The sequence below is a fragment of the Amycolatopsis sp. NPDC114504 genome, from assembly GCF_055633595.1.
The window spans coordinates 288,646-307,672 of sequence record NZ_JBVKDU010000004.1 but is presented as its reverse complement, the minus strand read 5'-3'; the positions used below and the strand labels follow the sequence as shown (position 1 = coordinate 307,672).

At 73.6% G+C, this 19,027-nt stretch carries 17 protein-coding genes; 14 read left to right on the top strand and 3 right to left on the bottom strand.

From position 1 onward, the window contains the following. Positions 1 to 64: 64 nt before the first annotated feature. Both ACZ7PG_RS31160 and ACZ7PG_RS31155 read right to left on the bottom strand, forming a co-directional pair. Positions 65 to 265, bottom strand: a complete 201-nt coding sequence (locus tag ACZ7PG_RS31160) for a hypothetical protein (protein WP_470242696.1) — start codon at positions 263 to 265, stop codon at positions 65 to 67. Next, positions 262 to 684, bottom strand: a complete 423-nt coding sequence (locus ACZ7PG_RS31155; RefSeq protein WP_470242695.1) for a DUF6010 family protein — start codon at positions 682 to 684, stop codon at positions 262 to 264. Before ACZ7PG_RS31155 ends, ACZ7PG_RS31160 begins: the two co-directional genes overlap by 4 nt. A gap of 126 nt (positions 685 to 810) precedes the next feature. Here ACZ7PG_RS31155 and ACZ7PG_RS31150 point away from each other — a divergent pair, with 126 nt between their 5' ends. The 13 genes from ACZ7PG_RS31150 (at position 811) to ACZ7PG_RS31090 (ending at position 17,487) form a co-directional block, all read left to right on the top strand. Further along, positions 811 to 1,449: a TetR/AcrR family transcriptional regulator gene (locus ACZ7PG_RS31150; protein ID WP_470242694.1), complete on the top strand. Its 639-nt coding sequence runs from the start codon at positions 811 to 813 to the stop codon at positions 1,447 to 1,449. Between the two features lie 113 nt (positions 1,450 to 1,562). Continuing rightward, a complete protein-coding gene (locus ACZ7PG_RS31145; protein ID WP_470242693.1) occupies positions 1,563 to 3,035 on the top strand; it encodes an amidohydrolase family protein in 1,473 nt (490 codons plus the stop codon). After that, positions 3,032 to 4,153, top strand: a complete 1,122-nt coding sequence (locus tag ACZ7PG_RS31140) for a M20 family metallopeptidase (RefSeq protein WP_470242692.1) — start codon at positions 3,032 to 3,034, stop codon at positions 4,151 to 4,153. Before ACZ7PG_RS31145 ends, ACZ7PG_RS31140 begins: the two co-directional genes overlap by 4 nt. A gap of 32 nt (positions 4,154 to 4,185) precedes the next feature. Continuing rightward, the gene (locus ACZ7PG_RS31135) at positions 4,186 to 5,070 is read left to right on the top strand and encodes a GNAT family N-acetyltransferase (RefSeq protein ID WP_470242691.1); all 885 of its coding nucleotides are present in this window, start codon (positions 4,186 to 4,188) and stop codon (positions 5,068 to 5,070) included. After that, on the top strand, positions 5,067 to 6,173 hold the full coding sequence (gene menC / locus ACZ7PG_RS31130; protein WP_470242690.1) for an o-succinylbenzoate synthase: 1,107 nt from the start codon (positions 5,067 to 5,069) through the stop codon (positions 6,171 to 6,173). Before ACZ7PG_RS31135 ends, menC begins: the two co-directional genes overlap by 4 nt. Continuing rightward, positions 6,170 to 6,313: a hypothetical protein gene (locus ACZ7PG_RS31125; protein WP_470242689.1), complete on the top strand. Its 144-nt coding sequence runs from the start codon at positions 6,170 to 6,172 to the stop codon at positions 6,311 to 6,313. The genes menC and ACZ7PG_RS31125 overlap by 4 nt, the downstream gene beginning before the upstream one ends. A gap of 132 nt (positions 6,314 to 6,445) precedes the next feature. Then, positions 6,446 to 7,840: a serine hydrolase domain-containing protein gene (locus ACZ7PG_RS31120; RefSeq protein WP_470242688.1), complete on the top strand. Its 1,395-nt coding sequence runs from the start codon at positions 6,446 to 6,448 to the stop codon at positions 7,838 to 7,840. After that, positions 7,837 to 8,727, top strand: coding sequence for a serine hydrolase (locus ACZ7PG_RS31115; RefSeq protein WP_470242687.1), 891 nt, complete (start codon positions 7,837 to 7,839; stop codon positions 8,725 to 8,727). Before ACZ7PG_RS31120 ends, ACZ7PG_RS31115 begins: the two co-directional genes overlap by 4 nt. Next, entirely contained in the window at positions 8,724 to 10,313 is a 1,590-nt protein-coding gene (locus tag ACZ7PG_RS31110; RefSeq protein WP_470242686.1) for an ABC transporter substrate-binding protein, read from the top strand. Before ACZ7PG_RS31115 ends, ACZ7PG_RS31110 begins: the two co-directional genes overlap by 4 nt. Then, positions 10,310 to 11,290 carry an ABC transporter permease gene (locus ACZ7PG_RS31105; protein WP_470242685.1) on the top strand — a complete coding sequence of 327 codons (981 nt, stop codon included), beginning with the start codon at positions 10,310 to 10,312 and terminating at the stop codon, positions 11,288 to 11,290. Before ACZ7PG_RS31110 ends, ACZ7PG_RS31105 begins: the two co-directional genes overlap by 4 nt. 1 nt (position 11,291) lies before the next feature. Continuing rightward, positions 11,292 to 13,178 (top strand): dipeptide/oligopeptide/nickel ABC transporter permease/ATP-binding protein, encoded by a 1,887-nt coding sequence (locus ACZ7PG_RS31100; RefSeq protein ID WP_470242684.1) that lies wholly within the window; start codon positions 11,292 to 11,294, stop codon positions 13,176 to 13,178. Continuing rightward, positions 13,175 to 14,104: an ABC transporter ATP-binding protein gene (locus tag ACZ7PG_RS31095; RefSeq protein WP_470242683.1), complete on the top strand. Its 930-nt coding sequence runs from the start codon at positions 13,175 to 13,177 to the stop codon at positions 14,102 to 14,104. Before ACZ7PG_RS31100 ends, ACZ7PG_RS31095 begins: the two co-directional genes overlap by 4 nt. A 26-nt stretch (positions 14,105 to 14,130) precedes the next feature. After that, a complete protein-coding gene (locus ACZ7PG_RS31090; protein WP_470242682.1) occupies positions 14,131 to 17,487 on the top strand; it encodes a serine hydrolase in 3,357 nt (1,118 codons plus the stop codon). Here the strand turns inward: ACZ7PG_RS31090 and ACZ7PG_RS31085 are convergent. Continuing rightward, positions 17,477 to 18,391: a quinone oxidoreductase family protein gene (locus tag ACZ7PG_RS31085; RefSeq protein WP_470242681.1), complete on the bottom strand. Its 915-nt coding sequence runs from the start codon at positions 18,389 to 18,391 to the stop codon at positions 17,477 to 17,479. The genes ACZ7PG_RS31090 and ACZ7PG_RS31085 overlap by 11 nt on opposite strands. 74 nt (positions 18,392 to 18,465) lie before the next feature. Between ACZ7PG_RS31085 and ACZ7PG_RS31080 the strand changes: the two genes are divergently transcribed. Continuing rightward, positions 18,466 to 18,873, top strand: coding sequence for a MarR family winged helix-turn-helix transcriptional regulator (locus tag ACZ7PG_RS31080; protein ID WP_470242680.1), 408 nt, complete (start codon positions 18,466 to 18,468; stop codon positions 18,871 to 18,873). Positions 18,874 to 19,027: the final 154 nt, after the last annotated feature.

Here is a 19,027-nt window from a genome sequence, read left to right as displayed (position 1 = left end):
ACAGCCGGCAGGATCATGAAGACATTTCACGTTAGCCGGTTGTTCGCGCTCACACAACCGCCCGTCAGCCGCCGGGGTGGCCGCAGGCGTAGACGTTCGCCGAGGCCAGCCGGACGCAGGCGGGGCACGTGTTCACCGGCCGGTCGCGACGGCCGTGGTACGGGTGCCGGGCGCCGCACAGCGCGATCAGCACCTCGCCCGGCTGCGGGTCCGGGTGGCACCGGGGGCAGAAGGCGTGCGCGGCGCGTTCGACATCGGTGCTCATGCCGGGCCGGGTACCCGCGGCTCCCGCGCGCCAACCCGGCGGAACGCCCCGAAGACCGACCGGCCGCCGGTGAAGCACCAGATCGCGATCACCGGGTCGCAGAGCGCGCAGCCGAACGACGAGTCGTGCGCGAACGGCAGGATCGGCTGGCCCTTCAGGTGGTGGACGACGTCCCAGGCGGTGTGCAGGAGCCAGCCGATGCCGATGAACGTCCACGAGTCGAGGCCGCGGAACGCGACGTAGGTCATCGCCGCGCAGAACACCAGCTCCCACGGCCCGAGCGCGCCACCGGAGAGGTACGCGGCGCCGGCACCGCCGATCATGACGGCGTTGAACTTCCGCCGGTGGGGCTCGGGGATCAGGGAGCCGAGCACGACGTAGAGGAGGCCGATCAGGATCGGCGCGAGCACTGCGATCATGATCGACCACGCTAGGAACGGCGGGCCCGGGCAGCCAGTGGCTGTTCTGCCACGCTCCGCCGATTTCTCGCCAGCGCGGCGGCTCCGTAAGGTGGGGGGCCAGTGGATGATCAGGTGGGTTTCGGAATGAACGTGAAGGCGGCCCGCGCGAGTGCGACGCGGGAGAGCATCCTGGTGACGGCGGAGCGGCTGTTCGCCGAGCACGGGGTGCAGGTGGTGTCCAACCGGCACATCAGCGAGGCCGCCGGGCAGGGCAACAACGCGGCCGTCAACTACCACTTCGGCACCAAGGTCGACCTGGTCCGCGCGATCGTCCGCAAGCACACCGGGCCGATGGAGCGGCTGCGCGCGGAGCTCGTCGAGGGGGTCGGCGGGGACGCGGGCCTGCGTGACTGGGTGGCCTGCCTGGTCCGCCCGAGCACGACGTACCTGCGTGACCTGGGCGCCCCGACGTGGTTCGCCCGGTTCAGCGCCCAGGTGATGACCGACCCGGCGCTGCGGGAGATCATCGCGGAGGAGTCGCTGGCCTCCCCGGCGCTCGCGCGCGCGGTGGAAGGGCTGAACCGGTGCCTGGACGGCCTGCCGGCCGACGTCCGCGCGGAGCGCGGCGACATGGCGAGGCAGCTGATGATCCACATGACGGCGGAGCGCGAGCGGGCGCTGGCCGAGGGAACCCCGACCCCGCGCGCGACCTGGGACGACGCCGGGACGGGCCTGATCGACGCCGTCACCGGCCTGCTGCGGGCCCCGGTCACGCCGGCCTGACAGAGTTCGTCCGCGCGGATCAACCGCGCCGCTCCGATTCGTCGTCGCGGACGAACGGTCCCGCCCGAAATCCTCCTAACGTCGCCGGGAAGCGACGACGAGGAGGCGTACAGGTGCGGACACTCTTGCGGGGCGGCCGGGTCGTGGACCCCGGGAGCGGCTTCGACGGCATCGCCGACGTCCTCCTGGACGGCGGCCACGTCGAAGCCGTCGGTCCGGGCCTCCACGCGCCGGACGCCACCGAAGTCGACGTGGCGGGACTCGTCGTCGGGCCCGGGTTCGTCGACCTGCACAGCCACGTCCACTCCATCGCCGGGCAGCGGCTGCAGGCCATGGACGGCGTCACCACCGCCCTCGACCTCGAAGCCGGCCTGATGCCCGTCGACCGCGCCTACGCCGAGGCCGCACGAGCCGGGCGGCCGCTGCACTACGGCTTCTCCGCCTCCTGGGGCGCCGCCCGGGCGCAGGTCCTCGCGAACATCGCCCCCGACGCCAGCATCGACAGCGGCCTCGCCATCCTCGGGAACCCGCGGTGGCAACGCAGCTCCACGAAGACCGAGCTCGCCGCGTGGCTTTCCCTGCTCGAAGCCGAACTCGCGAAAGGCGCGCTGGGCATCGGCATCCTCATGGGCTACGCGCCCGCGACCGAGCCCGGCGAGTTCCTGGCCGTCGCGCACCTCGCCGCGAAGGCCGGCGTGCCCACCTACACCCACGTCCGCGAGCTGGTCGAGGTCGACCCCGCGATCCCGGTCGACGGTTCCGTCGAGATCGTCGCCGCCGCGGGCGAGACCGGTGCCGCGATGCACCACTGCCACGTCAACAGCACCTCCGGGCACCACATCGACCGCGTCCTCGCCACCCTCGACATCGCCCGCCGCGAAGGCTCGCGCGTCACCGCCGAGGCCTACCCGTACGGCGCGGGCAGCACGGCCGTCGGCGCCGCCTTCATCGACCCGGACCGCTTGCGGCTCAAGGGGTTGAAGCCCTCGAGCGTCGTCATCCTCGAGACGGGGGAGCGGGTCCGTGACGAAGCCCGCCTGCGCGAGCTGAGGCAAGCCGACCCGGGCGCGCCCTGCCTCCTCGAGTTCCTGGACGAGCAGGACCCCCGCGACCGCGGCCTGCTGCACCAGGCGCTCGCGTTCCCCGACGCCGTCGTCGCCAGCGACGCCATGCCCGTCTACTGGAAGGACGGCGGCACCGAGAGCACCGAGTGGCCGCTGCCCGCGGGCGGCACCACACACCCGCGGACCGCCGGCACCTTCGCCAAGACCCTGCGCCTGATGGTCCGGGAAGCCGGGGCGTGGAGCTGGCTCGAAGCGTTCCGCCGCTGCTCGTACCTGCCTTCGCGGCTCCTCGACGACGTCGCACCCGCGGCTCGCGGCAAGGGACACCTCGGGGCCGGCGCCGACGCCGACCTCGTCGTCCTCGACCCGGCGAAGATCACCGACGCCGCCACCTACACCGACCCCACCCGCCCGTCGGTCGGCGTCCGGCACCTGTACGTCGCCGGCGTTCCCGTTGTCAGCGAAGGAAACCTGGACACCGGCGCGCTGCCGGGCAAGCCGCTGCGAGGGGAGCCCCGGTGATCGACGACATCGAGACGCTCGTCCGCTGCGAGTCACCGTCGCAGGACCACGACGCCGTCGCCCGCAGTGCCGACGTCGTCGCCGGGATCGGGCGCCGCCTGCTCGGCGCCGAGCCCGAACGCCTCGTCACCGACGGCTGCACCCACCTGCGCTGGCGGTTCGGCGACGGCCCGCCGCGCGTCCTGCTGCTCGGCCACCACGACACCGTCTGGCCGCTGGGTTCCCTGCGCACGCACCCGTTCGAGGTCCGCGACGGCGTCCTGCGCGGACCCGGCTGCTTCGACATGAAGGCCGGCGTCGTGATGGCCCTGCACGCCGCCGCGGCGCTGCCCGACCGGGACGGTCTCTCGATCCTCATCACGGGCGACGAGGAGATCGGCTCACCGCGGTCCCGCGTCCTGATCGAGGAGGAAGCCAAGACCTGCGACGCGGTCTTCGTGCTCGAAGCCTCGGCCGACGGCGGCGCGCTGAAGACCCGCCGCAAAGGTGTTTCGCAGTACTGGATCGAGGTCGAGGGCCGCGCCGCGCACGCCGGGCTCGAACCCGAGAAGGGTGTCAACGCGGGGATCGAGGTCGCCCACCAGATCCTCGCGGTGGCCGCGCTCGCCGACGCCGGCCGCGGCACCACCGTCGTCCCGACCGCGCTGACGGCGGGCACGACGACCAACACCGTGCCCGCGGAAGCCCGGGTCGCCGTGGACGTCCGCGTGTGGGACGTCGCCGAGCAGGACCGCGTCGACCGAGCTGTCCGCACCCTGCGGCCGGTGCACGAGAACGCGCGGATCCGCATCGCCGGCGGCATCAACCGGCCGCCGCTGGACGCGCCCGCGTCGGCAGACCTGTTCGCACTGGCCCGGAAGCTCGCGACGGGACCGCTCACCGAGGCGGCGGTCGGCGGCGCGTCCGACGGCAACTTCACGGCGGGACTGGGCATCCCGACGCTCGACGGCCTCGGCGCGGTCGGCGGCGGGGCCCACGCCGACCACGAACACGTCCTCGTCGCCGAGCTGCCCCGGCGCACCGCGCTGCTCCGGGCGCTCACCGAAACCGTGCTGGCGCAACGGAGTTCGTCCGCCGCGACGAACGCGCGGGGCGAATCCGGTGCGGGACAACGGTGACGGGGAGACCGCGCCCGGAGAAGATCGGAGGCGTGACAGAAGTCGTGACGAACACAGCCCTGCCGCTGCGGGACGAGGCGGCCACCACGGCGTCCGCCGCCGCCACGGCCTCGGGGGTCCACGTCCGGACCCTGGCCGAGGTCGCCGACCTGACCGCCGTGACCCGGCTCTTCGAGTCGATCTGGCGCCCGGCTCCGGGCAACCAGCCCGTGACGTCCGAACTGTTGCGCGCCATGGTTTCGGCGGGCAACTACGTCGGGGGCGCGTTCGACGGGCCGGATCTCCTCGGTGCCTGCTTCGGGTTCTTCGGCGGCCCCGCGAAAGGGGGACTGCACAGCCACATCGCCGGGGTCGCGACGGCGGGGCTCGGCCGCGGCATCGGCTTCGCGCTCAAGCTGCACCAGCGCGCCTGGGCGCTGCGCCAGGACGTCCCGGTGATCTCGTGGACGTTCGACCCGCTGGTGCGGCGCAACGCCCACTTCAACCTGACCAAGCTGGCCGCCCGGCCGTCGCAGTACCTGCCCGACTTCTACGGCCCGATGGAGGACGGCATCAACGGCGGCGGCGACACCGACCGCATCATGGCCGTCTGGGACCTGACGAGCCCGGCCGTGCGGGCGGCGGCCGAAGGCAAGCCGGCCCCGCTCGACGCGGCCACGCTGCGGGCCCGGGGCGCCGCGGTCGCACTGGCGGCCGGCCCCGACGGCGGCCCGGTCACCGGGCCCGCCGACGCACCGGTCGTGCTCGTCGCCGTGCCGCCGGACATCGAGGCGCTGCGGCGCACCGACCCCGGCCGGGGCCAGGCATGGCGGGTCGCGTTGCGGGACGTGCTCGGCGGCCTGCTGGCCGGCGGCGCCTCGGTCATCGGATTCGATCGTGCCGGCTGGTACGTGGTCGCGAAGGAGCAGTCGTCGTGAAACTCACCGGGGTGGAACTCCTGCGTGTCCGGATGCCGCTGGTCGCGCCGTTCCGGACGTCGTTCGGCACGCAGAACGAACGCGAGCTGCTGCTCCTGCGCGCGGTGACGTCCGAAGGCGAGGGCTGGGGCGAGTGCGGGGCGATGGTCGACCCCCTCTACTCCTCGGAGTACGTCGACGGCGTCGAGCACGTGCTGCGGACGTTCCTCGTGCCCACGCTCCTCGCGGCCGGCGACCTGACCGCGAACAAGGTCGCCCCGCTGCTCGAGAAGTTCAAGGGCCACCGGATGGCCAAGGCCGCGCTGGAGATGGCGGTGCTCGACGCGGAGCTGCGCGCCCACGGCGTGTCCTTCGGCACGGCGCTGGGGTCCACCCGGGACTCGGTGCCGTGCGGGGTGTCGGTCGGCATCATGGACACCGTCCCGAAGCTCCTCGACGTCGTCGGCGGCTACCTCGACGACGGGTACGTCCGGATCAAGCTGAAGATCGAGCCCGGCTGGGACGTCGAGCCGGTGCGCGCGGTCCGCGAGCGCTTCGGCGACGACATCCTGCTGCAGGTCGACGCGAACACGGCGTACACGCTCTCGGACGTGCCGCAGCTGCAGCGGCTCGACCCCTTCGAGCTGCTGCTGATCGAGCAGCCCCTCGAAGAGGAGGACGTGCTCGGCCACGCCGAGCTGGCCAAGCACATCCGGACCCCGATCTGCCTGGACGAGTCGGTCGTGTCCGCGAGGTCGGCCGCGGACGCGATCAGGCTCGGCGCGTGCCGGATCGTCAACATCAAGCCGAGCCGTGTCGGCGGGTACCTGGAGGCGCGGCGGGTGCACGACGTCTGCGCCGCGCACGGCGTCCCGGTCTGGTGCGGCGGGATGATCGAGACCGGGCTGGGCCGGGCGGCCAACGTCGCGCTGGCGTCGCTGCCCGGCTTCACCCTGCCGGGCGACACCTCGGCGTCGGACCGGTTCTACACCGAGGACATCACCGAGCCGTTCGTGCTCGAAGGCGGGCGGCTGCCGGTGCCGTCCGGGCCCGGCCTCGGCGTCACCCCGATCCCGGCGCGGCTGGCCGAGGTCACCACCGCGAAGGAGTGGCTCACGACATGACCACAGTGGACACGGTGATCGCGCGGGCCCGGCAGTACGCGGTCCGGGCGGCGGTCACGACGTCGAAGGTCCGGATCCGGGTCGCGGTGGGGTACGCGGCGGCCCGGTCGGCCCTGCCGCGGCGCCTGCGACCGCGGTGATCCGCCCGGGGTGATTCGTCCGCGGGGATGAAACTTTCCCCGGGTCTCGTCGGTTTCGACGAATCGGCCGCCCCGATCCCCGTCCTAGCATCCCCGCATCGCCGGTTCCCCATCGTCGGACGAGAGGCACCCATGTCGAAACTCACCGAACTCGCCGCCTGGCTCGAGACCCGGCTCCCGGCCGTCCTGGCCGAGCACCGCGTGCCCGGCGCGGCCGTGGCCGTGTACGCCGGCGGCGAGATCATCGACCACGCGGCCGGCGTGCTCAACAAGGGCACCGGCGTCGAGGCCGACACCGACTCGTTGTTCCAGATCGGGTCGATCACCAAGATCTGGACGACGACCCTGGCGATGCAGCTCGTCGACGAGGGCGCGCTCGACCTCGACGCACCCGTGCGGAAGTACCTGCCGGAGTTCACGCTCGCCGACGAGGACGCGGCCGCGCGGATCACCGTCCGGCAGCTCATGTGCCACACCTCCGGCTTCGAGGGCGACATCTTCACCGACACCGGCCGCGGCGACGACTGCGTCGGGAAGCTGATCGCCACCCTGGGCGACGTGCCCCAGCTGTTCGCCCCCGGCGAGATGTTCTCCTACAACAACGCCGCGTTCTGCGTGCTCGGGCGCGTCGTGGAAGTGCTGCGCGGCAAGCCCTACAACGACTGCCTGGCCGAGCACCTGTTCGTCCCCTTGGGACTGACGCACGCCGCCGCGAGCCCGTACGAGGCGATCCGCTTCCGGGCGGCGCTGGGTCACCTCACGCCCGAGCCGGGTGCCGACCCCGTGCCCGCCGGCACCTGGGCGCTGACGCCGTCCAACGCCCCGGCCGGCTCGATGCTCGCGATGCGGCCACGCGACCTCGTGACGTTCGCGGCCATGCACCTGCGCGACGGCGAAGGCCTCGACGGCACCCGCGTGCTGAGCGCGGAAAGCGCCCGCGCCATGCGGGAACGCCAGGTGGAGCTGCCCGACCTCGGCCTGATGGGCCGGGCGTGGGGCCTCGGCTGGTCGCTCTTCGACTGGGACGGCGGCGCGGTCGCCGGCCACGACGGCGGCACGATCGGCCAGTCGTCGTTCCTGCGCCTCGCGCCCGGGCACGACGTCGCCATCGCCCTGCTGACGAACGGCGGCGACCCGGTCGCCGTCTACACCGAGGTCGTCGGCCACCTCCTGAAGGAGCTGACCGGCATCGAGCTCGCCGTGCCGCCGGTGCCGGCCGTGCCGGATTCGGCGGCGCCCCGCATCGACGCCACCCGGTACGTCGGCGAGTACGCGTCGTCGGTCGCGGACATCACGGTCAGCCAGGACGACGACGGCCGCGTCTGGGTCGAGCGCGTCCCGAAGGGGATCTTCGCGGAGCTGGCCAAGCCCGACCGGGTCGAGCTGGTCGCGATGACCGGCGACACGCTGATCCTGGCCGAGCCGACGCAGGGCATGTACCTGCCGCACGCCTTCGTCGGCGACGACGGCACCGGCCGCGCGCTGTACCTGCACACCGGCCGGGCCGATCGGCGGGTGAGCGTGTGAGCCCGGTCGAAACGGAGATCGCCGACGTCTTCGCCGCGGCCGGCGCGCGAGGCTTCGTGCACGCGCGGGAGATCGGCGGCGGGCCGGAGGTCGCCGTCGGCGCGGACGACCCGGTGGTGCTCGCGTCGGTGTTCAAGATCCCGGTCGCCGTCGCCTACGCCCGCGAGGTCGTCGCGGGCCGGCTGGACGAGACCGAGCGGACGCGGGTCGGGACGCGCTACCGCATCGGCGGCATCGGCACCGCGGGCTGCGCCGACGACGTCGAGATGAGCTGGCGCGACCTCGCGCTGTTCATGCTGACCATGAGCGACAACGCGGCGACCGACGTCCTCTACCACCGCGTCGGCCGGGACGCCGTCGACCGCGTCCTGACCGACCTGGACCTGCACCGCACCCGGCTGATCGGCTGCTGCGAGGACCTCTTCGCTTCGGTGCTGGCGGACCTCGGCGCGGACGAAGACGCCGACCTCGACGCCGTGTTCGCCGGTGCGACGCCGGAGCGGACGTGGAAGCTCGCGGTGCTCGACCCGGAGCGCACCTCGGCCTCCACGCCCCGGGAGATCACCACGCTGCTCGACGCGATCTGGACCGACCGTGCCGCGGAACCGGCCGCGTGCGAGAGGGTCCGGGACATCATGGCGAAGCAGATCTGGCCCCACCGGATCTCCTCCGGCTTCCCCTCTGACGTCGCCGTCGCGGCCAAGACCGGCACCCTGCCCGCGGTGCGCAACGAAGCGGGCGTCGTGTCCTACCCGGACGGTCGCCGGTTCGCCGTCGCCGTCTTCACCCGCGCGGACTCCCTCGCCGAGCGGCAACCCGCCGTCGACGCCGCGATCGGCGAGGCCGCCCGCCTCGCCGTGGCCCACCTGCGGAAGGAAACCCCATGACCAAGACACGGACCGCGGTGGTCCTGCTCGGGGTGCTCGCCCTGGCCGCGACCGCCTGCGGGGGATCGGGCGGCACCGCCGGCTCCGGCGACGGCACCCCGGTGGACGGCAAGACGTTCAGCCTCGGCGTCGGCTCCGACCCGGGCAGCCTCGACCCGCACATGACCGTGCTGTCGGTGGCCATCCAGGTCGACCGGTTCCTCTACGACTCGCTGCTGAACCTCGACGACGGCGGCAAGCTCGTCCCGGGGCTCGCCGCCAAGTGGGAGGCGACGACGACGAGCGCGTCCTTCACCCTGCGCCCGGGCCTCACCTGCGCGGACGGCAGCCCGCTGACCGCCGCCGACGTCGCGGCCAACCTCAACTTCGTCGGCGACCCCGCGAACAAGTCGCCGATCGCCGGCCTCTACGTCGCCCCCGGCACCAAGGCGACCGCGGACGCGGCCGGCACGATCAGCGTCACCAGCGGCAAGCCGGACGCGTTCCTGGCCCGCAACGTCGGCGGCGTGCCGATCGCCTGCGCCAAGGGGCTCGCGGACCGCAAGCTGCTCGCCAAGGGCGACGCGGGCACCGGGATGTTCGCCGTCACCGAGTCCGTGCCCAGCGACCACTACACGTTCACCCGCCGCAAGGACTACACGTGGGGCCCGGGCGATTGGAAGGCCGAGACCGGCTTGCCGGACAAAGTCACCATCCGCGTCATCCCCAACACGACGACCGCGACGAACCTGCTGCTCTCGGGTGAGCTGAACGCGGCCCAGATCAACGGGCCGGACCGGCAGCGGCTGGAGGCGCGCAAGCTCTTCCACACCGACTTCACCGCACCGATGGGCGAGGTGTTCTACAACCAGGCCGCCGGGCGGCCCGGACAGGACGAAGCCGTCCGCAAGGCGCTCACCCAGGCGCTCGACCTGCCCCAGCTCGGCAAGGTGCTCACCAGCGGCGCCGGCAAGCCGTCGAAGGGCATGATCACGAACGAGCCGGCGGTGTGCCCCGGCGACACCGTCACCGGGAACCTGCCGGCCCACGACCCGGCCGCGGCGGCGTCCTCTTTGGACGCCGCGGGCTGGCAGAAGGGCGCGGACGGTGTGCGTGCCAAGGACGGCAAGAAGCTCTCGCTCACCGTCCTCTACGGCACCCAGCTCGGCCCGACGATGGCACCGACCGCGGAGCTCGCGCAGCAGACGTGGAAGTCGCTCGGCGCCGACGTGACGCTCAAGGCGGTCGACAGCCCCGGCCTCAGCCAGGCGCTGTTCGGCACCGGCGAGTGGGAGGTGTCCCTCGGCCCGGTCGGGTTCTCGCTGCCGAGCCAGCTGGTCCCGTTCGTCTCCGGCCCGGCCGCGCCCGACGGCACCAACTTCGCCCACGTCGCCAACCCCGGGTACGACCAGGCGGCGCAGCAGGCGGCCACGAAGCCCGGCGAAGCCAGCTGCGCGGACTGGAACGCGGCGGAGACCGCGCTGATCAAGCGGGTGGACGCGGTGCCGTACTTCGACTCCGTCGTGCCGACCTACGCCAGCGGCGCGAAGTTCGCCCTCAGCCAGGGCAGCCTGACGCCGTCCTCGATCCGGATGCTGGCCAAGTGACGACCGCGGCGGCGCCCGCCGGCCTGCGGGGCAGCCCGTGGCCGGCGTTCGCCGCGCGGCGGCTGGCCCGGTTCGCCGTGTCCCTGTGGGCGCTGCTCACCGCGGCGTTCCTGATGATCCACCTCGTTCCCGGCGACCCGGTGCGGGCCGCGCTCGGCCTGACCGCGCCCGCCGAGCTGGTGGCGGCCAAGCGGGCGGAGCTCGGCCTGGACGACCCGCTGTGGGTGCAGTACGGGCACTACGTGCGCAACCTGCTGTCCGGCGACTTCGGGACGTCGATGGCGAGCGGGCAGCCGGTGGCGCAGGTGATCGGCGACCGGCTGCCCTCGACCCTGCAGCTGGCGGTGCTGGCCTTCGCCGTCGTGGTCGTCGTCGCGATCCCGGTCGGCGTCTGCTTCGCGGTGCTGACCCGCGGCGGCCGTCGCCGGGGCGCGGAGCTGGGCTTCACGTCGGTGAGCGTGTTCGTCGCCGCCATCCCGGAGTTCCTGGTCGCGGTCGGGCTGGTGGCGCTGCTCGCCGTCGGCCTCGGCTGGTTCCCGGTGGCCGGCAGCGACGACGTGAGCGCGTACGTCCTGCCGGTGGCGGCCCTGGCGGCCGGGCCGGCGGCGGTGCTCGCGCGGATGGTCCGGGTGGAGCTGCTTTCGGTGCTGGGCGCCGACTTCGTCCGCACCGCGCGGGCCAAGCGGCTGCCCGCGCGGCTGGTGTACGTCCGGCACGCGCTGCCGAACGCGCTGACCGCGACGCTCACCCTGGGCGGGCTGATGCTGACCGGGATGGTCGCGGGCACGGTGCTGGTGGAGAACGTCTTCGCCTGGCCCGGCCTCGGCTCGACGATCGTCGCTTCGATCCTGCAGAAGGACTACCCGCTGGTGCAGGGGATCGTGCTGGTCTACGGCGTCGGCGTGCTGCTGGTGAACCTGCTCGTCGACGTCGTGCTCGGGGTGCTCGACCCGCGCTCGGCCATCCGGGAGGCGTGAGATGGCGCGACGCGGTTCGGTCTGGGCGGCGGCCGTGCGCACGCCGGTCGGCGCGTGCTCGGCGGTCCTGCTCGCGGGGGTCGTGCTGCTGGCGGTGCTGGCCCCGCTGCTGTGGGGTGACTCCGCCGCCGCGATCGACACGGACGCGATCGGCCAGAGCCCGTCCGCGGCGCACTGGTTCGGCACCGACTCCCTCGGCCGCGACCTCTTCTTCCGCACGCTGGTCGCGACCCGGCTCTCGGTCGGCCTCGCGGTGCTGGCCACGGCGATCGGCGTCACCGCCGGGGTGATCCTCGGGACGCTGCCGTCGGTGCTGCCGCGCTGGGCGGGCCGGCTGCTCACCGCGGCGGTCAACGTCGCGGTCGCGTTCCCGGGGCTGCTGCTGGCGCTGTTCCTCGCGGTGATCTTCGGCGTGGGCACGCAAGGTGCGGTGCTGGCGATCGCGTTCGCGGTGGCGCCGGCGTTCGCCCGGCTGGTGCAGACGCTGTCCGCGTCGGTGGCCGGGCGGGACTACATCGCCGCGGCCCGGGTGTCCGGCGTCGGCCGGATCCGGCTGCTGGCCCGGCACGTGCTGCCCAACATCGGGGAGCCCCTCGTCGTCAACGCGACCATCGGGGCCGGCTCGGCGCTGCTGGCCTTCGCCGGGCTGTCCTTCCTCGGGATCGGCGTGCAGGCCCCGGAGTACGACTGGGGCCGGCTGCTGCGCGAAGGCCTCGACGGCATCTACGTGAACCCGGTGGCCGCGCTCGCGCCCTGCGCGGCGGTGGTCCTGGCCGGGCTGGCGTTCAACCTGGTCGGCGAGATGGTCGCCGGGGTGATCGGGGTCCGGACGCGGGCGACGCGACGCGGGGCGCTCCCGCCGTCGGCCACGTCCCCGGAATCGGCCGTGGCCGAGCCCGCCGCCGACGCGGTGCTCGTCGTCGAGAACCTCCGGGTCGCGTTCCCGGGCCCGGCCGGGTGGACCGTGCCGGTGCGCGGCGTGAGCTTCAGCGTCCGCCCGGGTGAGGCGATCGGCGTCGTCGGCGAGTCGGGCTCCGGCAAGAGCCTGACCGCGCTGGCCGTGTCCCGCCTGATCGAAGCGCCCGGCGTGGTGACCGCCGACCGGCTCGAGTTCGCCGGGACGCCGCTCGCGACCGCCTCGGACCGCGAGCTCGGCACGTCGCTCGCCATGGTGTTCCAGGACCCGATGACGTCGTTCAACCCGGCCCGCCGGGTCGGCGGGCAGCTCGCCGAGGTGTCCGAACAGCACCACGGCCTGTCGCGGCGGGCGGCGTTCGCCCGCGCGATCGACCGGCTGACCGCGGTGCGCGTCCCGGCCGCGGCCCGGCGCGCCCGGCAGTACCCGCACGAGTTCTCCGGCGGCATGCGGCAGCGGGCGATGATCGGCATGGGCCTGATGGGGCAGCCGAAGCTCGTCATCGCCGACGAGCCCACGACCGCGCTCGACGTCACCGTGCAACGGCAGGTGCTGCGCCTGCTCGCCCGCACGCGTGAAGCCGAGGGCGCGGCGATCCTGCTCATCAGCCACGACATCGCCGTCGTTTCCCAGACGTGCGAACGGATGCTGGTGATGTACGCCGGGCGCGTGGTGGAGGACCTGCCGACCGGGAGCCCGGCCCAGCACCCGTACACGCGGGCGCTGCTGGCCACGACCGTGGACCTCGAAACCGACCGCGGCGAGCCACTGGCCGTGATCCCCGGCCGGCCGCCGGAGCCGGACCAGGTGCCGGAGGGTTGTGCCTTCGCCGCCCGCTGCCCGCTGGCGACCGACCGCTGCCGGGACGAGGACCCGGTGCTGGAACCGACCGCGGACGCGCACCGGGTCGCGTGCTGGCACCCGCAGGTCAGTGTCCTTTCCGGACAGTCGCAGGAGGAGGGTGCAGCGTGAGCGCACTGGAGTTCGACGCGGTGAGCGTCCGGTACGGCAAGCTGACCGCCGTCGACGGCGTCAGCCTGACCGTCCCGTCCGGGAAGGTCGTCGGGCTGGTCGGCGAGTCCGGCTCGGGCAAGTCGACGCTCGCCCGGGCGGCGGTCGGCCTCGCGCCGGTCAGCGCGGGCCAGGTTCGCCTCGACGGCGTCGACGTCCGGCGGCTGCCCCGGCGCCGTCCGCTGCAGATGGTGTTCCAGGACCCGTACTCCTCGCTGGACCCGCGGATGGCGATCGGCGAGTCGATCACCGAGGCCATGCCGAAGGGCACGTCCCGCGGTGCCCGCCGGGCCGAAGTCGCGCGGCTGCTCGAGCTGGTCCAGCTCGACCCGGACCGCGCCGCGACGCTGCCCGGGCAGCTGTCCGGCGGGCAACGTCAGCGCGTCGCGCTCGCCCGGGCACTGGCCGGGCAGCCGAAGGTGCTGATCGCCGACGAGATCACCTCGGCGCTCGACGTCTCGGTGCAGGGCGCGGTGCTCAACCTGGTCCGCGACGTGCAGCGGCGGCTGGCGCTGTCGATGCTGTTCATCTCGCACAACCTCGCCGTCGTGCGGTACGTCAGCGACGTCGTCGCCGTGATGTACCTCGGCCGGATCGTCGAAGCCGGGCCCGCCGAGCAGGTCCTCACCGACCCGCAGCACCCGTACACGCGGGACCTGCTGGCCGCCGCGCCCTCGGCGCACCGCAACCTGCTCGCGGACACCGATGACCCGTTGGCCGACACCGAACCCGCCGACCCGCACCACCCGCCGCCCGGGTGCCGCTACCACCCGCGGTGCCCGATCGGCCCGCTCGTGCACACCGATCGCACGCTCTGCGTCAGCGCCGACCCGGCCGACGACGCCGCCCACCGGCCGCACCACGCGGCCTGCCACTTCGCCGCGTGAAGCCGTCATCCCACAAGGAGATCCGCATGACCCGCCGTATCGGCACCGACGACCTGTACGCCCTGGAGTTCCCCGAGCAACCGGCGCTCTCGCCCGACGGCGCCCGGATCGTCTACGTGCTGCGCACCGCCGATCGCGAGAAGGACGAGGACACCTCGTCGCTCTGGCAGGTCGCCACGAGCGGCGGCAAGGCGCGCCGGCTGACCCGCGGCCGCCGCGACGTGGCCCCGGCGTGGTCGCCGGACGGGACGCGAATCGCGTTCCTGCGCGCCCAGGACGGCCCGGCCCAGCTGTGGCTGCTGCCCACCGGCGGCGGTGAGCCCGAGCAGGTCACCACGCTCCCGCTCGGCGCGGGGACGCCGGTGTGGCGCCCGGACGGCGCCGAAATCGCCTTCAGCGCCCCGATCGACCTCAACGCCGAAGAAGGCGAGGACGACGGCGCCCAGGGGCGTCGCGCGAACGCGCCGGTGGTCGCCGACCGGCTGGACTTCAAGGCCGACGGCGCCGGGCTGCTGCGGACCCTGCGCAAGCACGTCCACGTCCTCGACGTCGCCACCGGCGAGGTCCGGCGCGTGACGGCGGGGGACTGGCACGCGGGCGACCCCGCCTGGTCGCCGGACGGCGGACGGCTGGCCTTCGCCGCGGCTCTCGACGCCGACCCCGACCTGACGTTCCGTTCGGGCGCCTACGTCCTCGACGCCGCCGATCGCACCGCCGAGCCCCGCCTGGCCGGCTCGGGTGACGGCATGTGCGGGACGGTCACGTGGACCGCGGACGGCGAGTCCCTGCTCGTCGTCGGCCGCCGCGACACCGCGTCCGGGCACCTCGGGCTGCTTCGGATCTCCTTGGACGGCGGGGAAACCGTCGACCTGGCCGCGCCGCTCGACCGCAACGTGATGCCGGGTGGCCCGGGCTACCCGGGCGCGCTCCCGCAGCTCGCCGGCGACGGTTCGACCGTCCTGTTCTGCGTCCGCGACCGCGGCTACACGCACCTGTACGCCGTCGACGTCACCGGCGGCGAGCCGCGGCGGGTCCTCGGCGAGAACGGGACGACGGTGGCCGCGTTGAGCGTCGCCGGGAGCACCGCGGCGGTTTTGCTCACCACGCCGACGTCCTACGGCGAGATCGCGACGGTCGACGTCACCGGGGGAGCGGAGACGGTGCACACCGCGCACGGCCCCGACGACGTCGAGCTGTTCACCCACGAGGAGCGGGAGTTCACCGTCTCCGACGGCACGGTCGTGCACGGCTGGCTGCTGCGCGACCCCGCCCGCACCGGCCCGCTGCCGCTGCTGCTGGACATCCACGGCGGCCCGCACAACGCGTGGAGCGGCACCGCCGACGCCGTGCACCTCTACCACCAGCGGCTCGCCGCCCGCGGCTGGGCGGTCCTGCTGCTCAACCCGCGCGGCAGCGACGGCTACGGCGAAGCGTTCTTCACCGCCGCGGTCGGCGCCTGGGGCGTGGCCGACGCCAAGGACTTCCTGGAGCCGCTGGACGACCTCGTCGCCGAGGGGGTGGCGGACGCGAAGCGGCTCGCGGTGTCCGGCTACAGCTACGGCGGCTTCATGACCTGCTACCTGACCAGCCGCGACGACCGGTTCGCCGCCGCGGTCGCGGGCGGGGTCGTCAGCGACGTCGTCAGCATGGCCGGCACGTCCGACGCCGGCCACTATCTCGGGGTCGCCGAGCTCGGGGCGATCCCGGCGGAGAACCGCGCGCACTACGCGGCGCTTTCCCCGCTGGCTCAGGTGGAAAAGGTGCGCACGCCGACGCTGGTCGTGCACGGCGCCGCCGACGACCGCTGCCCGGCCGGGCAGGCCGAGCAGTGGTTCACCGCCCTGCGCGAACAGGGCGTGCCCACCCGGATGGTGCAGTACCCGGGCGCGTCCCACCTGTTCATCCTCGAGGGCCGCCCGTCGCACCGCGCCGACTTCAACCGCCGCATCGCCGACTGGGTCGAGCAGTACGCGGGCGAGCCGGGCAAGCCGGTGCGGGTGCCGATCGACGCCGCGCACTGGCGCCGCCGCCTCGGCGAGCTCGCGCGCAAGCACCGCGTCCCCGGTGCGGCGCTGGGCATCCTGCGGCTCGACGGCGACGAGGTCGTCCAGGTGAGCCACGGCGTGCTCAACAAGGCGACCGGGGTCGAGGTCACCGACGACTCGGTGTTCCAGATCGGCTCGATCACCAAGGTGTGGACGGCGACCGTCGCGATGCAGCTCGTCGACGAAGGGCTGCTGAAGCTCGACGCGCCGATCGCCGACGTCCTGCCCGAGCTGCGGCTCGCCGACCCCGACGTCACGAAGAAGGTGACGCTGCGGCACCTGCTGACGCACACCAGCGGCATCGACGGCGACGTCTTCACCGACACCGGCCGCGGCGACGACTGCCTCGAGAAGTACGTGGCGGTGCTCGACCAGGCCGCGCAGTCCCATCCGCTCGGCGCGACCCTGTCCTACTGCAACTCGGGGTTCGTCCTCGTCGGCCGGGTGATCGAGAAGCTGACCGGCAAGACCTGGGACGCGGCCCTGCGCGAGCGCCTGTTCACGCCGCTGGGCCTGAAGCGCACGGGCACCCTGCCGGAAGAAGCGATGCTGCACCGCGCGGCGGTGGGCCACGTCGCCGCGGGCGACGCCGAGCCGCAGCCGGCGCCGGTGTGGGGGCTGCCGCGCTCGGCGGGCCCGGCCGGGCTCATCTCGGCCTCGACCGACGACGTCCTGGCGTTCGCCCGCCTGCACCTGACCGGCGGCCTCGGCCCGGACGGCTCGCGCCTGCTTTCGGCGGAGTCGGCCGAGGCGATGACCCAGGAGCAGTTCGAGATGCCCGACAAGGACACGCTCGGCGATTCGTGGGGCCTCGGCTGGATCCGCTTCGGCTGGGACGGCCGGCGCGTGTACGGCCACGACGGCAACACGATCGGGCAGTCGGCGTTCCTGCGGATCCTGCCGGAGCAGGGGCTGGCGGTCACGCTGCTCGCCAACGGCGGCAGCACCCACGACCTCTACGAGGAGCTCTACGGCGAGATCTTCGCCGAGGTGGCGGCCGTGGCGATGCCGCGCCCGCTCGAGCCGGCCGCGGTGCCGCCCGCGGTCGACGCCACCGAGTTCCTCGGTGTCTACGAGCGGGAGTCGGTCCGGATCGACGTCCTCACCCGCGACCAGAAGCTGTGGATGCGCCAGACCGTCACCGGCCCGCTCGCCGAGCTGGTCCCGGAGACGACGACCGAGGACGAGCTGGTGCCGATCGGGCCGGGCCACTTCGCCCACAGCCCCGCGGGGATGCGGGGCTGGGTGTCGGTGACGTTCTACACGCTGCCGACGGGGGAGCGGTACGTGCACTCCGGCGTGCGGGCGACGCCGAAGGTCAAGGACCTCACGGAGTGATGACGACGCGCTGAGTCTCGCCGGTGTTCCTCCAGGCTGTTCCGACGTCCTGGAGGGGCACCGCGCGCGCGTCGATCCGGAAGCGGCCGATCTCCTTCACGAGCGCGTGCAGCTCCGCGACGATGTCCCGGGTCGGCACCGAACCCTGCCCGCTGCCGACGAGCTGCAGCCGGGCCGCCCGGAGCGCGGCCGAGGGGAGCTCGGTGGTCCGCCCGGCCACCGAGCCGATCTCGACCCAGGTCAGCGGGCGGCCCCGGTCGGCGCGTTCGGTGACGATGGTGCGGAGCGCGTCGGCCGTCGGCGGGCCCCAGACGTAGTCGAGGACGACGTCGACGTCGGCGGCCTTGCCGAGCTCGTCGAAGGTGAGGGTCTCGTCCGCGTCCACGGTGGCGAGGCGCCCGGCGTCGCGGCCGGCGGCGACCACCCGGCCCGCGCCGAGGTGCTTCGCGACCTGGACGGCGAGCCGGCCGGCGTTCCCGGTGGCGCCCAGGACGAGCACGTCCTGCCCGGCGGCGAACTCGATCCGCCGGCGCAGCGCGACCCAGGCCGACATCGCGGGGTTCATCCCGGCGGCGACGAGCACCGGATCGGCGTCTTCGGGCAGGACGACGCTGCGTCTGGTGTCCACGACGGTCCGTTCGGCCATCGAGCCCATCGAGGTGTCGGGCAGGACGAAGTACCGCAGCGTGCCATCGGGGGCGCGACCGACGCCGTCGATGCCGGGGACGAGCGGAAGTGCACCCGATTCGGTGTAGTGCGAACCATCGGCCTGGGAGCGGACGCGGGGGTGCAGGCCCGCGGCGACGACGTCGACGAGGACCTCGTCCGGGCTGGTGGGCTGCGGTTCGGCGAACTCCAGGCAGGAGGGCGGAGTCCCGAACTCGGTGACGACAGCGGCGCGCATGACGGCTCCTTTTAGTTGGTAATGCCCACTACTTTAGGTGGCATCGCCAACTAGTTCAAGGTAGGGTCGGTGACATGGCCGAACCGGACGAGGTGCTGGACAACCTGGCCCAGGTGTCCTTCGTGGTGATGGCGCACCTGAGCCAGGTGGCGGCGGCGCACGAGCTTTCCCTGACGCAGCTGCGGGTTCTGGGCATCCTGCGCGACCGCACGCCGAAGATGGCGGAGCTGGCGACGCACCTGGGGCTGGACCGGTCGTCGGTGAGCGGGCTGGTCGACCGGGCGGTCCGCCGTGGTCTGGTCGCGCGCCAGGCGAGCGAGGACGACGGCCGTTCGGTGCGCGTCAGCCTGACCCCGGCGGGCCACTCGCTGGCCGCGGAACTGACCGCGGAGGTGGCGAGGGAGTTGGCCCCGCTGACGTCAGAACTGGGCGTCTCGGACCGCAACCGGCTGGGCGTCCTCCTGAGCCGGATGCTGGCATGAGCCCGGTCACGTCGAGGAACACCGGCGGGCGCGAGACGTTGTAACGGGTGTCGGTACGGAGGAGTCCCCGGGCCTCACCCATTGCCTCCACGGAACACCGGTCCGCCCGGAGCCGTGCAGCGCTCCCCGCCGCGAGGCGACCCCCGTACCGGCC